Below are 14862 nucleotides of genomic sequence, written 5' to 3'. Positions count from 1 at the left end.
TTAAATATCAAAACTTATTATAGGATGCCCCAAAAATGTAGAAAGCCTTGACCAGAAAAAAGCTCAACCAAAACGGCTGCTAAAAAGCCAATCATTGCCAAGCGACCGTTCCAAATTTCTGCTTGTGGAGTAAAGCCCCAACGCCAAGCGTTACGATCTTCAATTATGGGAGTAGTGACTTTTGTTGTGGTTGCATTTGTCATGGTTAGAACTCCAAATCCAATTTTTAAGCTTTATTGCCTTATGTAAACTAATATAACAAATATTTTCATAAAAGCAACATTTTTTATACTTTTGTTTCCAGTTCTTGACATAAATATAAATAGCTATTTATACGTATTAAAACCTCAGCCTTCAGTGAGATTTACTAATGTAGAAGAAATGTTAGTTAAACTTTTAGCTTTATAAACAATATCATCTATTGAAAATAATTATCAATTGTTTTAGTTGAATTGCTTGATTTTTAATATATTTCGCCTTTTAAAATAAAAAAAATATTGATAATTTAAGTTAGTACCAGAAAATTTCCATTTCTTTTGAAGTCGAGACCAAACCAAGCTTCTCGTAGATACGTTTACCATCCTCAGTGGCATGAAGCCAGAGGCGTTTTGCCTCAGTTGATCTCACAAAGTTAATAATTTCCTTTAATAATGCTGTTGCAATTCCCTGTCCTCGCCACATCGGAATTGTATAAACGTTCATAACGTAGGCTTCTAAGCCTGAGAGATTGCCGTTGTAAGGGGGTCGTTGCCGCTAGTGGCAACAATTTGACTATCCACTTCCGCTACCCAAGCTAAAAACTCACCCGATGGCATTTTTTCGCCAAGATATTTTCGAGTCGCTTCTGCTAAATTTGCGATGTCAGAATTACCTTTAATCTCGCCAACCTCCCGCAGGAGTTCGAGACGCAATTGGATTAGCGCCTCTAAATCCTGCAAGTTCGCTTGTCGCAAGTTGAACATCACCCTAATTTACGATCGCACTTCCGCCACGGTGATGATTTTTTCATCGCGGTTGAGTTGGAGGATGCTTTCACCTTTGACATCCCTACCTAAGAGCGGCACTGTTTCCACAGGTATCCGCACGACCCGCTCCTTATTCGTTACTAAAGCTATCTCGCCAGATGCGATCGCCATCACCATACCAGCTAAGTTGTCAGTTTTGCTAGCAAATTTCAGCGCTTGCGTCCCTAAATCGCCGCGATTAGCTGCTCGTAACTGACTTGCAGCCATCCGCTTGGCATACCCTTCTTGAGTAACTAGCAGTAATTGGTCATCTTTACCGACAGTGACACAGCCAACCATTTGCTGATTTTTCAATAATCGAAATGCTTGTAAACCCATTGCTGCGCGACCCATGATCGGTAATTGTTCATCATTGACTGCAAAGCGCAACATTCGTCCACCAGAACTAGCTAAAATTAGATGCGCCCCTGGAGCGGTGAATTGGGTAAATGACAATTCATCATCATCTTTGAGCTTCAAAATTGTGATGCCGCGCCGAGTCAGGTTAGCAAATTCTTCCAGAGATAGACGCTTAATTCTTCCCTGTTTTGTTAGGAGAATCATCTGCCTAGTTTCGAGATTTTCCGGTAGTAAAAAGCGGCTGACTACAGCTTCTTGAGCGCCTTGAGCAGTATTACTGAGCATGGTAATCAAAGGTTTTCCCCGTGGAGAACGCCCAGTCGTTGGCGGAATTTCTCCCACATTCACCGGATACACTTTGCCACCACCAGTTAGTATTAGCAAGTCTTTCCCTGTGTCGGTCAACACAGTTTGGATAATAAAGTCATTATCGTGTAGACCATTTTCAGCTTTTGACTTTCTCCCAGATGGCTGAGTGCGGCGAACATAACCCCGTTGGGTAAATTCTAAAATCGCTTCTTCCACTGGTTCCGAAGATTTAAATTCCTCCTCCTCTGCCCCTCTGCCCCTCTGCCCCTCTGCCCCTCTGCTCTTCTGCTCCTCCGCCCTAGATTTCTGCTCCTCTCCAATTTTCGTCCGCCGGGGATCGTTGTACTTGCGCTTGAGCGATCGCAAATCTTTTTTCAGCGCCTTCAATAATTCGCGGCGATCATTTAGTAATTGCTCCAATAAACTAATTTGTTCGCTGATCTGCTCAAATTCTTGCTGCAAATTTTGCTGTTCTAAACTAGTGAGGCGACGCAACGGCATAGCTAGAATTGCATCTCCCTGTACCTCACTCAAATCCAGTCGGCTACAAAGGTTAATTTTTGCCGTACTCCCATCGGGAGCTTGGCGCAAAATTTGAATTACCTCATCCAAATTAGACAGCGCTTTCAGCAAACCTTCCACCAAATGCACGCGACTTTGAGCCTTACCCAACTCGTAATTGTAGCGACGGTTCAGCGTCTCTTCTCGGAATCTCAAAAACTCCTGCAACAGTTGGCGCAAACTTAACTGGCGGGGTTGTCCATCGACTATTGCCAGCAGAATCGCCCCAAAAGTCATTTGTAAAGCAGTTTGGTGATATAAATTCTGGAGAACTTCTTGGGGATTGGTATCGCGTTTGAGTTCAATTACCACCCGCATCCCTTCGCGATCGCTCTCATCTCGAAGATCGGAAATTCCTTGCAAGCGTCCTTGATTTACTAAGTCTGCTACCTTCTCAATCCAGGCAGCTTTATTCACTTGATAAGGCAATTCTGTAATGATAATTGCTGTCCGTCGCTTGCTTCCCCTCGTGGCTGGAATCTCCTCCAGAGTTGCGACTCCCCGCACTAGAATTCCACCTTTACCTGTGGTATATGCTTCCCGAATTCCAGCTTCACCAACTATTTCCCCACCAGTGGGAAAATCTGGCCCTGGAATTAGCTCAAATAATTTTTCATCTGGCAAATCTGGGTTGTCGATTAAAGCAATTAACCCATCGACAACTTCCCCCAAATTGTGGGGTGGTACATTTGTCGCCATTCCCACGGCAATACCAGAACAGCCATTAAGTAACAGAAACGGCAACTGAGCAGGTAACACCGTTGGTTCTTGCTGGGAATTATCAAAGTTCCCGACAAATTCCACAGTTTCTTCACCAATTTCTGTCAGCATTCCCTCATGGCTGATAGGTGCAAGGCGCGTTTCTGTGTAACGCATCGCTGCTGGCGGGTCATTATCGACACTGCCAAAGTTACCATGTCCTGCCAGCAAGGGATAGCGGCTAGAAAAATCCTGCACCAGTCTGACTAAAGCATCATAAACTGATTGGTCGCCGTGAGGATGGTATTTACCCAACACATCACCCACTACACGGGCACATTTTCGATAGGGTCTATCTGGTACTAAACCGAGTTCGTGCATTGCATACAAAATGCGCCGATGCACTGGTTTTAAGCCATCACGCACGTCTGGTAGCGCTCGCCCGACAATCACGCTCATGGCATATTCGAGATAAGACCGTTGCATCTCGGTGTGCAGGGCTGTTGGAATTACCTGTCCCGTTGAGAGAAGGTTTAACTGTTTTGCCATGAGTTTTTTCCCTGAAATTTAACTACACAAAAACCGATGGAACTCAACACTGCGGCAACCACAGCATAACGGATGAAATGAGATTCATAACAAAATTTTGATAGTCACAGAAGAAAAAGCAGTAGTATCATCCTTGATGACGAAGATGCACATTGACTATTAAAAAGGATGCACACGAGTATAATCTACATAAACTTAGTAGCTATGATACTTACCATGATTGCAAATCTTTAATTTTGTATTCTGGAATTCTTGAATCTCCTCACCTCTATAACTAAAATTCTCATGAAAACTGTTTTAATTGTCGAAGACGATCTAATTAATGCTCGTGTTTTTTCCAAAATTTTGTCCAAGCGTGGTGGCTTGGGTGTAAAACACACTGAAAATGTCGAAGAAGTCATCAAAATTGCCCAATCAGGAGAAGCCGACCTGATTTTGATGGATGTTTCTCTCTCCAGAAGTGTTTACCAAGGCAAGTCTGTTGATGGAATTAAGATTACACAAATGTTAAAATCCGATCCAAAAACAGCAAACTTACCTGTGATTCTGGTGACAGCACATGCTATGGAAGGCGATCGCGAGAACTTTCTCAAGCAAAGCGGTGCTGATGGCTACATTTCTAAGCCAGTTGTTGACCATCAACAGTTCGTTGACCAAATCATCGCACTTCTACCCACAGACGAAAACTGAGAATTAAAGACTTATTTCAGGAATACTCGCCCGCCAATGTTTTTGGGCAATAGTTCCTGTATTTATCTAGTATAGATGTACTACGAAAAGGTACTATTAGGCAAGTGGGGAATGGAGAATAGGGAATAGGAAGAAAAAAAATTACCTCTTTCCCCTCTGCTCCTCTGCTCCCCTGCTCCCCCGCTCCCCTGCTCCCCTGCTCCCCCGCTCCCCTGCTCTTATTGAGTAGGCTGTTTTCTAGGCGTAGGCGCTGATGATGAGTTTGCTGGTTGCTGTATAGCTGCTTGAATACGTGGTAATTCTAGGAATTTTTTCGTATCAGACAGTAGACGATCGCCCCAGAGATTTTCTTTGAGGAAATTCAAATTAGCATAGCGCGAATCGATACGGAGTGCAGCTTCTCCCAAGGTTAGTCCTTGTTGGCGATCGCCTTTAGTATATAGTGCCACTGCCAAGGCCAATAAAGGTTCTGCCGCTTGTTTTTCAAGGGTTACAGCAGATTGCCATCGCTTAATCGCTTCCGGGATATTACCCTGCTCGTAGTTGATTAAGCCAATGTTGTTGAGCGCCGGCCAGAATTTTTTATCTTGGGAGACGGCTTTATCGTACTGTGCGATCGCATCTGGCAATTTACCCAGCAAATAGTAAGCATTACCCAAATCAAATAAACCCTCTGGATCGTTGGGTTTTAATTTCAAACCATCTTGATAATTGACAACAGCAGCCTGGTAATTTTTCTGCTGAAAATTAGCTGAACCTAAAGCAAACAGAATATCACCATTTTTAGGGTTGATAGATTGTGCTTTTTTCAGACTAGCGATCGCGCTATCAAACTCTTTCGTTTGCAGTTGCAATCCACCTAACAGCAACCACACTTTATCATTCCCAGGAGCCAGTTGACTAGCCAGTCGCGCTCGTGGCAAAGCTAAGTCAACCTGTTGAAACTGAGCTAGTTGAGCCGCCTCTTGTGCCAAGCTCAACCCCTGCTTTTCTAACTTTGTCGCATCTAGTTGCAATGTATGGGGTATTAATGCCTGCGCGTTAGCGGCTTTTGGCATACTCCATAAACTACACACCATTAAAAGAGAAATCAAACGAACATGTTTAGGCACACTACCGCCTTTAAGCCACTAATCAAAGAATCTTTCAGCTAGCTTAAACGATCTGCGCTGTTGGCGGTAGCAAAATCTTATGTCATTAGTTCTTGACATCCCGATAATCAAACCAATATATAAATAAGTAAGCACTTACTTATTTATGGCTCGTACATCCAGAATCACCAATCAGCAAATCTTAGAAGCAGCTCGTCAGGTTTTCCTACAACAAGGATTTGGTGCTTCAACCTTAGAAATTGCTCAACAAGCTGGTATTTCTGAAGCTTCAATTTTTAAGCGATTCTCAACGAAAGAAGAATTATTTTTTGCGGCGATGGGAATTCCAGAAAAACCCGCTTGGGTGAGCGAGTTGGAATCTCTTTCTGGTAAAGGCGATCTCAAAGAAAACCTAATCGAGGTTTGTCTCCAGATTATGGAATTCCATCGTCAGGTTTTGCCTCTGATCGTAATGCTGCGATCGCGAGGAAATGCGCTCCCAGAATTTGGAGATAAAGAATCAAGACCTATGCAAGATGTAAAAGCACTGACTGCTTTCCTAGAGCGTGAGATCGACCTTGGTCGGCTCCGCCCTTGCGATCCCCAGACAGTGGCTCATGTTTTACTAGGATCGCTGATGAACTACGTTTTTGTAGAGCAGATATCGTCTCAAGCCAGTATATCAACTATCGAATTACCATTAAATTCTGAAGATCGTGTCACAGAAGTATTTGTTCAGAGTCTTGTGGATATTGTCTGGCAAGGAATTGTACCAAGCCAAGATTAAATAGGGAGTATAGGGAGTGGGGAATTAGGTATTACAGCTATTTTCAAGTAAATAAAATACGCCTTAGGGACGCAAGACCTTGCGCCCCTAAGACAGATGTGGTGCAAATACATAAAAACTTTTATAGGAGTTAGAGATTAGGATCTTAATTTCTCAATCCCTACTTAAAAAACTGATGACTTTGGTCATACATCAGCCTGGAATTACTAGTGACTTTCGTCATACATCGGTTTCAACTTTTCGATCGATAATTATTATGTATGAATTTATACGACGAGGTAAATATTAAATACCTTAATGCCAAAACAAAAACAACTCTCTAAAGATTGCTGAATTCAAACTTCAGCAAACTAGAAATTTAATACAAATAAGGAGTCAATTTCATGTTGAAACCAAACCGTATATCGATAGTCTTAGCTGCTGCTGCCCTGATAATTGTTCCTACTCTCTTGACTGCGCCTGCAAGTGCCCAGACGAAAGTCTACGTTGGTGGCGATCGCGATCGCGATTGGGATCGTGACGGCAGATCCAATTCTAGAGACAGAGATAATTGGAACCGCGACAGCAGATCCAATTCTAGAGAAGTCAGAAATAGAGACAGGGATAATCGGAACCGCGATCGCAGACCCTATCCTGTAGAAGTCAGAAACCCTAGAGATCGGGACAATTGGAATCGTGACAACCAATTTAATAGCAGAGTAGTCAGACTTGGTAATGGTGATATCAGATATCCCAATGGGCAAATTATTCCTGCTAGATCCATAGTCAGACTGCGCGATCGAGGTTACTTCAGACTTCCTAACGGGGATATTCTGCTTCCCAATCAGGAAATTGTTCCTGCTGGGAGATTAGTGAGAGTGCGTGATGATTACTTCAGACTTCCTAGTGGATTAGTACTGCAAATAAACCTTTAAACACTAAAAGATCAAAATCATTGTCAGTATTAGGCTACCAGGCTATAGTTTTAGCCGTGAATAACTAGCTCGGTAGCCGTTCCTTATAGACAAAATGGATATGAAAATTGATACACCAAATACCGTAGATTCATCAGTTTTAGTTCCAGAGGTAAAGAAAAAAAAGGGCAGACGTAATTGGCTCTCTTGGCTAATTGCTCTTTGCCTTTTGGGTGGAATTGGCTATGCCGTTTATTACCAAGTAACGGTTGCTCCCCGTCAACAAGCCAGCCGTCGGGTGCTGACAAGACCTGTAGAAAGGCAGAGTTTAACAATTACAGTTACAGCGAACGGAACGGTGAAGCCTGAGCGGTCAATCAACCTTAGCCCGAAAAATTCCGGCATCTTGAAAAGCCTGTTGGCGAAAGAAGGAGATATCGTCAAACAAGGACAGATTGTCGCTTACATGGATGATTCCAACCTGCGGGGGCAACTTACCTCTGCACAAGGACAATTGGCACAAGCCGAGGCGAATTTGCAAAAAGCGATCGCAGGTAATCGTCCTCAAGATATTGCCCAATCACAGGGAGCATTAGACGAAGCCGAAGCGAATTTGCAAAAAGCGATCGCAGGTAATCGCTCTCAAGATATTGCCCAAGCACAGGCACGCTTGCAAAGCGCTCAAGCCGCCCTTCGCCAAGCAGAAGATGATTTTGCTCGCAATCAGCAACTTTACAATGCAGGTGGTATTTCCCTTCAGACTCTCAACCAAAACCGCTCCAATCGCGATAGCGCCCAAGCTAATGTAAATGAAGCACAGCAAGCACTGGCTCTGCAAAAAGCCGGATCGCGTCCCGAAGACGTTGAGCAAGCACGAGCTGTAGTGAAGCAGAGACAGCAAGCTTTAGCACTTTTGAAAGCCGGAACGCGCCAAGAAGATATTAATGCAGCGCGCGCCCAGGTAACATCGGCTCGTGGTTCGCTGCAAAACATCCAAGCCGAAATCAATGACACGATTATTCGCGCACCCTTTGATGGTGTGGTGACAAAGAAATATGCCGATCCCGGCGCTTTCGTGACACCCACAACTGCCAGTAGTGAAGTAGCTTCTTCTTCTTCTTCTTCAATCTTGTCTCTAGCTTCTACAAATGAAGTTGTCGCCAATTTAGCGGAAACAAATATTTCCAAAATCAGCCTTGGTCAAAAAGTCTCGATTAAAGCAGATGCCTACCCAGGAAAGACCTTTGAAGGTAAAGTCAGCCAAATTGCTGCCCAAGCAATAGTAGAGCAAAACGTCACCAGTTTTGAAGTGAGAGTATCACTTTCAGACCCTCAAAGACTACTGCGGTCTGGGATGAATGCAGAAGTAGATTTTCAAGTCGGTCAGGTTCAAAATGTTTTAGTAGTGCCAACAGCCTCGGTGGTACGCCAAGAAAATGCCACAGGCGTGTTTGTGCAAGGAAAAAATAACAGACCTGTGTTCACTCGCATTGAGACTGGCGTCACCGCGAATAACTTTACCGAAGTTAAGTCTGGATTGACAGGAGACGAAAGGGTATTGCTCAGTTTCCCACCAGGATCGCGTCCGCAATCAACACCAAGAGGAGGAGTTTTCCCTGGTCTAGGTGGAGGTGGAGGAGCCGGTGGTGGTGGCGGCGGAAGAGGAGCAGGTGGCGGCGGAGGTCGTTCCGGCGGCAGTTCTGGCGGTGGCGGTCGTTCTCAAGGCAGTGGTTCCCCTTAAAGTTAGTTTTAAATAGAACATTATGTTTAAGAGATTTAAGGGCTTTTACAAAGTTAAGAATACCCGCACAGTACCATTGCTGGAAATATTGACAATGGCGGCAGAGACTCTGTGGAGTAACAAATTACGCACAGGTCTAACTATGTTGGGCGTGATTATTGGGATTTCTTCAGTTATTGCCATTACTTCTGTCGGTCAGGGAGTGCAAAAAGGGGTTGAGCAACAGATCCAAGCATTGGGTACAGATGTGATCCAAATCTTAGCGGGTGCAGCAAGAAGCGGGAATGTCCGTCAAGGAGTAGGTTCTAGCAGTACCTTGACCTGGGAAGATGCAAAGGCGATCGCTACACAAGCGCCATCAGCACAGATGGTTTCTGCTTATCTCCAACGGACTGCTCAAGTTGTCTATGCAGGACAGAACACCTCAACAACCATTTATGGCACTGATTTGAACTACCCAGAAGTCAGAAATACTCACCCCCAACAAGGGAGATATTTTACTCAGGAAGAACTAGATACTGCCGCACAGTTTGCCATTCTTGGCCCTACAGTTCAAAAAACACTCTTTGGACAGGGTGAAAATCCGATCGGCGAGAAAATTCGGATTCAAGGAGAGGCTTATGAAGTGATTGGGGTGATGGAACCTAAAGGCGCTCAGGGGCCGATGGATCGAGATGACCAGATTTTTATTCCTCTAACTAGTATGTCGAAAAGACTGGTTGGGAACAATGCTCTGGTAGGTGTTTCTGTAAATGGAATTCTAGTCAAAGGCGCTAATCAGGAAGAGTTAGAAGCCGCTCAGTTTCAAGTTACCAATCTTTTACGGCTGCGTCATAACATTTATCCGCCACAAGCTGATGATTTTCGGCTGACTAATCAAGCTGATATTGTTAGTACCTTTACTAGTATTGTGGGTTTATTTACAGTCATGGTGGTAGCGATCGCAGGAATTTCTCTAGTGGTTGGTGGTATTGGTATTGCTAACATTATGCTAGTTTCTGTGGTTGAGCGGACGCGAGAAATCGGGATTCGCAAAGCGGTAGGAGCCACTAATTCAGCCATTCTCAATCAATTTTTAGCGGAAGCGATAGTGATTTCTATTGTCGGCGGAGGTATTGGGATGGTGACTGGTGTTTTATTAGCCTTTGTGGCTGCAAACGTTTTCAAATTTCCCTTTGTAATTTCTTTCTTGTCGATTGTTGCTGGCTTTGTACTCTCGTTAACCGTTGGCTTAATCGCTGGCGTGATTCCAGCACGAAACGCATCTAAATTAGATCCAATCAATGCTTTGAGAAGTGACTAAATAATTCGTAATTCGTAATTCGTAATTCGTAATTCTTATGCCAACCATGATTTGGATGGAATCTATTACTAAAACCTACTACTTAGGAGAAGTTAGTGTTCCCATACTCAAGGGAATTGAACTCTCTATTGAGGAAGGGGAATATGTCTCGATTATGGGTGCGTCAGGTTCGGGTAAATCTACGCTGATGAATATTTTGGGATGTCTTGATCGTCCCACAACTGGAGACTATATTTTTGAAGGCAGAAACCTGACGACTTTTGATGATGATGAATTAGCCTATATTCGCAACCAAAGGATAGGTTTTGTGTTCCAACAATTTAACCTATTGGCGCGGGCGACAGCGTTGGAAAATGTTATGTTGCCAATGGTTTACGCTAACTTACCCAAGCCAAAACGCCGGGAAAGGGCATTAGAAGCTTTAGAAAAGGTAGGATTAGGGGGACGCATCGCTAACCGTCCCAGTCAACTCTCTGGCGGACAACAACAACGGGTAGCGATCGCTCGTGCTTTGGTCAACCGACCTGCATTAGTTTTGGCAGATGAGCCAACAGGAGCTTTAGATACTGAAACCTCCCATGAGGTAATGAGTTTACTGACTGAACTTAATAACCAAGGGATCACAATTGTGATTGTCACTCATGAACCTGATATTGCTGCTCAAACCCAAAGGATTATCCGAGTTCAGGATGGTTTGATTGTCGGCTAATTTGTTAAGATTAACCCTTGGAGGAAGAATTTAAGATTTAAATCTCTGTAGGTCAATCAGGATGAAAACTTTTGATTATATCCTCAAAAAAACCTAATTAATTACTATATCTAGATTATGAATTTCAGCTTATTATTCGTGCATTTTACCTGGGTTACTGTCGCATTCGCGATTCTTCTTCCAAATGCAGCAAGTGCAGCAACTCCGCCAAAAGCACAGAATTCTTCAAGCTCTGTACAAGTTCCCGATCGCCTCAACCCCAGCCCCAATCCTCTGCAATTTCCGACTAAACCGGAGGAAGTAAGGATTCAGGGAACTGTACCAATCAGTTTGGCACAAGCTTTAGAACTCGCAAAACGCAACAATCGAGACTTACAAGTAGCTATATTACAGCTAGAACGCAGTCGTTCGGCACTACGCGAGTCTCAAGCTGCCTTATTTCCGACTTTGGGAATAAATAGTAGTGTGACTAATAATGGTAATGGTTTTAGTAACAATTCATCTCAAGCCAGCACCTCTTTCAATGGTTCAGCACAACTGAATTATAATCTCTATAGTTCTGGGAACACACTAGCGACTATCCGAGCCGCAGAAGAACAGCTACGGGTAGATGAATTAAATGTTGAAAGTCAAGCTTTGACAATTAGCTTGAATGCCACAACTCAATACTACGATTTGCAACAAGCAGATCAACAAGTCAGAATTAATCAGTCTGCTGTGATCAATGCCCAGGCTAGTTTACGGGATACTCAAGCTAGAGAACAGGCTGGAGTGGGGACGCGGTTCGATGTGCTGCAAGCTCAGGTGAATTTAGCAAACGCCCAACAACTACTTACTAATGCGATCTCACAACAGCAAATAGCCCGTCGTCAGCTTGCCACGTTGTTAAGTTTATCGCAGTCATCTGATATCAGTGCCTCAGATCCCGTACAATTAGCAGGTCTTTGGTCGCAGACGGTAGAACAAAGTATTGTCCAAGCGTTTCAAAATCGTCCAGAGTTGCAACAGTATTTGGGACAACGTAATATTTACGAGCAACAGCGACGGCAGGCACTTTCACAGCTAGGGCCGCAAGTTAGTTTGGTAGGCAACTACAATCTGCTAGATCGGTATAATGATGGCGCGAGCATTACTGATGGCTATTCAGTAGGACTTCAAGGAAATCTAACTTTATTTGAAGGGGGAGCAGCAAGAGCAAGGGCGGCTCAGTCGAGAGCTAATATTGCGATCGCAGAGACTCAATTTGCTAGCCAGCGCGACCAAATTCGCTTTGATGTAGAACAGTATTATGCTCAATTGCAATCCAATTTAAATAATGTGCAGACTTCTAGTGTGGCTTTAAATCAAGCAAGAGAAGCTCTGAATTTAGCAAGGTTGAGGTTTCAAGCTGGTGTGGGTACTCAAACAGAGGTAATTGATGCTGAAAATGACCTGACAAGAGCAGAAGGTAATCGCGTCGCAGCTATTTTGGATTACAATCGCGCTCTAGCTAATTTACAAAGATCGGTAACATCCAGAGCTTCGCGCTAAGACCAAATCATTAGATATCTCGTGAAATTAAATATGCGTTATCAACAACCCTTGTAGAGAAGTAGCACTGCTACATCTCTACATTCTTTTTTGCAATGTCTATCAAATAAATGTATAGCTGTAGTTTGATATGTTATACCAATTCAATTAATGATTGCAACATATTCTTAGGTAAAGACGCGATTCATCGCGTCTCTACAAATGATCTACTTGTCGCATTCTTTTTTCCAATTGGTATTAGGACAGTGTTGATTGCTCAAAGCTTTAGATCGACTGGGTTTATACTTAGCACTTAGCACTCTTATGGCACAGTAATTACTGCTACTGGGCAATGAGCTTTACTCAGAATTGCATCGACTCTATGACCGAAGAAAACGCGACCCGTAACCATGCGGATATTACTCCCTAAAATAATTAGGTCAACTTCCTGGGTTTTGGCAAACTTGAGGATTTCTCTTTCTGGGCTGGTTCCTTGAAGAATATAGGTTTTGACATCAGCACCCAGATTGCGGGCAATTTCTGCTTGCTGTTCGAGCATATCGTGAGCAATTTCCTTCACTGGAGCTAGCGATCGCTGTTCGTAAAGAATATACTCAACCTGTGGCAAATTAATCACGTTAACGATCGTTACTAATGCTCCGGTTTGAGCTGCGATCGTACTTGCGATCTCTACAGCATTTTTACTATATTCTGTCCCCACCGTTGGCACCAAAATCTTTTTGAGTTGTTGTTGAGGAATTTTGCATATCTCGCCTTTCGATTGGGGTAGGTGCGACTTTACCACCATCGTTGCACAAGGCGCTTCTTGAACAACCCGATCGACAAGCAAATTAAACAATGCTTTCTGGGGGCGGATCTGTTCCGAAGCTCCCAGTACAATCAAGTCATAGTTTTTGTTTGCTTCATTCAAAATTACCTCCGCTTTATTACGCCCCGACTCCGTTTTTGTTTGCAAGGTGGTATCAGCAGGTAGCTGCATTTCCTCAGTCACAGCAGCCAGAGCAAGGTCTGCGGCAGTATCTTTAACCTGCGTCGCTTCCATCCGGCGGGCTTTGCTTTGAGGTTGCTTATCACTCAGGGCATATAGAGATGTAACTTCTATCGAGTTTTGGTGAGCCATGTAACCGACTAGTTGCGCCGCCAGTTGGATGTTGGGGCCACCACTAGTAGGTATTAAGATACGGTGAATCTGCTTGATAAAGCTACGGCTATCCTGTTCTTCTTGTTCCAAACGTCGAGCTTCCTCTTCACCCATAACCACCTTCGACAAACACCAGCGCAGCAGGGGTGGAGCCATTAGGGAAGTGACGATCGCCACCATAACAATAATCGAGTACATCTGGGGATTCAGCACTCCCAAAGATAAACCAATGGTGGCAACGACAATTTCCATCGCCCCGCGAGCATTCATCCCGGAACCCATCGCCAAACCTTCCCAATGACTCAAGCCGCCCGCACGAGAACCAAGGTAAGCACCTGTAAATTTGCCAACACAGGCGACAGCGAGAACAATCAAGCCAAATATCAATGTTTGAGGGACTAACAGAGCGAGTAAATTAACTTTCAAGCCAGCTGAGGCAAAGAAAATTGGCGCTAGAAAGGCTGCTGTGAAGACTTCTAACATGTGTCCAGCTTCATTGCTAAAGCGGCGGGATTGACCCGCTAGAATCCCCAGCACGAAAGCACCTAATGCTGCTTCTAGACCTAATGCGTGGGTAAGTGCTGCTGCCGAGAGCGAAAGAATCAGCACAACCGACATACTCGCGGCGATTCCACCAACATAGTCATCAACCCAGCGCAAAATCTGGTCTACAATGGTACGCCCAATTGTAAAGGCGATCGCTAAAAATAATATAGCCGCGCTTACAGAATGAAAAATTGTCCCCAGGTCAAATTTGCCGCTACTAGCTAAACCTGAAACCACAGAAAGTAAAATCCAGCCGATGGTGTCGTCAGTCATCCCAGCAGCTAAGGTGACTTGACCAATGTCACGGCGAATCAGGTTTAAGTCCATCAGCACCTTTGCAATCACTGGTACTGCTGAAATACTCATTGCTGTGGCGATAAACAGACTGAATACCAATCGCTTTTCTGGGTCGGCTAAAAAATTATCTGGCAATAGCCAACCCAGTCCAAATCCGGTGATAAACGGGATAATAATTCCGCCCAGTGAAATCAAAAGAGCCGTTTTACCCTTACGAAGAATCAGCTTGAGATCCGTCTCCAACCCAGTCACAATCAGCAAAAATAACACGCCTAACCAAGAAATCACCGAAAGTAAATTAGACTGTTCTTGACTTTTGGGAAAGATGTGCGCCTGTAAGTCGGGAAGAAGTAAACCAAATAGAGAAGGGCCAAGCAGCACACCCGCCAGTAATTCTCCAACAACAGGCGGTAGGTTAATCCGGCGCATCAACTCACCTAATCCCCGCGCTACGAGAAGCAATAGTGATAGCTGTACCAGCACCAACAGCAGCTCGTGATGACCGAGAGGTTTAATTAAACCGTCACCTGCTGCTTTCTGGGCAGCGAGTACAGGCACTAACATTAGGGACAGGTTTTGCATATAAGCGTCCAAAGGTTGGATTACAAATTTTTAAAGGGGCTGTTCAAGTAAATCCTGAAAATGTTTACTT

At 44.0% G+C, this 14862-nt stretch carries 13 protein-coding genes; 7 read left to right on the top strand and 6 right to left on the bottom strand.

What is annotated here, in order from left to right:
• Positions 1 to 17: 17 nt before the first annotated feature.
• The 4 genes from AC1F2U_RS13815 to gyrA all read right to left on the bottom strand — a co-directional run bounded on the left by AC1F2U_RS13815 (position 18) and on the right by gyrA (position 3482).
• Positions 18 to 203: a chlorophyll a/b-binding protein gene (locus AC1F2U_RS13815; protein ID WP_322669477.1), complete on the bottom strand. Its 186-nt coding sequence runs from the start codon at positions 201 to 203 to the stop codon at positions 18 to 20.
• Positions 204 to 510: 307 nt separating this feature from the next.
• A complete protein-coding gene (locus tag AC1F2U_RS13810; protein ID WP_480261626.1) occupies positions 511 to 702 on the bottom strand; it encodes a GNAT family N-acetyltransferase in 192 nt (63 codons plus the stop codon).
• 11 nt (positions 703 to 713) lie between these two features.
• Positions 714 to 962: a hypothetical protein gene (locus AC1F2U_RS13805; RefSeq protein ID WP_480261625.1), complete on the bottom strand. Its 249-nt coding sequence runs from the start codon at positions 960 to 962 to the stop codon at positions 714 to 716.
• A 9-nt stretch (positions 963 to 971) separates the two neighbouring features.
• On the bottom strand, positions 972 to 3482 hold the full coding sequence (gyrA, locus tag AC1F2U_RS13800) for a DNA gyrase subunit A (protein WP_480261624.1): 2511 nt from the start codon (positions 3480 to 3482) through the stop codon (positions 972 to 974).
• 285 nt (positions 3483 to 3767) lie between these two features.
• Between gyrA and AC1F2U_RS13795 the strand changes: the two genes are divergently transcribed.
• Positions 3768 to 4172 (top strand): response regulator, encoded by a 405-nt coding sequence (locus AC1F2U_RS13795; RefSeq protein ID WP_289796406.1) that lies wholly within the window; start codon positions 3768 to 3770, stop codon positions 4170 to 4172.
• A gap of 218 nt (positions 4173 to 4390) precedes the next feature.
• Here the strand turns inward: AC1F2U_RS13795 and AC1F2U_RS13790 are convergent, their stop codons facing one another.
• Complete coding sequence (locus AC1F2U_RS13790; RefSeq protein ID WP_480261623.1) at positions 4391 to 5284, bottom strand: tetratricopeptide repeat protein; 894 nt, start codon at positions 5282 to 5284, stop codon at positions 4391 to 4393.
• A gap of 145 nt (positions 5285 to 5429) precedes the next feature.
• Here AC1F2U_RS13790 and AC1F2U_RS13785 point away from each other — a divergent pair, with 145 nt between their 5' ends.
• From AC1F2U_RS13785 to AC1F2U_RS13760, 6 genes are all read left to right on the top strand, one after another.
• A complete protein-coding gene (locus AC1F2U_RS13785; protein ID WP_480261622.1) occupies positions 5430 to 6050 on the top strand; it encodes a TetR/AcrR family transcriptional regulator in 621 nt (206 codons plus the stop codon).
• Positions 6051 to 6433: 383 nt separating this feature from the next.
• The gene (locus AC1F2U_RS13780; protein WP_480261621.1) at positions 6434 to 6964 is read left to right on the top strand and encodes a hypothetical protein; all 531 of its coding nucleotides are present in this window, start codon (positions 6434 to 6436) and stop codon (positions 6962 to 6964) included.
• A 100-nt stretch (positions 6965 to 7064) separates the two neighbouring features.
• The gene (locus AC1F2U_RS13775) at positions 7065 to 8684 is read left to right on the top strand and encodes an efflux RND transporter periplasmic adaptor subunit (protein WP_480261681.1); all 1620 of its coding nucleotides are present in this window, start codon (positions 7065 to 7067) and stop codon (positions 8682 to 8684) included.
• A gap of 22 nt (positions 8685 to 8706) precedes the next feature.
• Complete coding sequence (locus AC1F2U_RS13770) at positions 8707 to 9987, top strand: ABC transporter permease (RefSeq protein ID WP_480261620.1); 1281 nt, start codon at positions 8707 to 8709, stop codon at positions 9985 to 9987.
• A 37-nt stretch (positions 9988 to 10024) separates the two neighbouring features.
• Positions 10025 to 10696, top strand: coding sequence for an ABC transporter ATP-binding protein (locus AC1F2U_RS13765; RefSeq protein ID WP_292725985.1), 672 nt, complete (start codon positions 10025 to 10027; stop codon positions 10694 to 10696).
• Positions 10697 to 10813: 117 nt separating this feature from the next.
• Positions 10814 to 12226, top strand: a complete 1413-nt coding sequence (locus AC1F2U_RS13760; protein WP_480261619.1) for a TolC family protein — start codon at positions 10814 to 10816, stop codon at positions 12224 to 12226.
• 301 nt (positions 12227 to 12527) lie between these two features.
• On the opposite strand, the gene AC1F2U_RS13755 is transcribed toward AC1F2U_RS13760, so the two are convergent.
• Positions 12528 to 14792: a cation:proton antiporter domain-containing protein gene (locus AC1F2U_RS13755; protein ID WP_480261618.1), complete on the bottom strand. Its 2265-nt coding sequence runs from the start codon at positions 14790 to 14792 to the stop codon at positions 12528 to 12530.
• Positions 14793 to 14862 lie beyond the last annotated feature (70 nt).

It is taken from the genome of Nostoc sp. LEGE 12454, from assembly GCF_056620565.1.
Note: the sequence above shows the minus strand (reverse complement) of the source record. Positions and strands in the feature narration are given on the sequence as shown.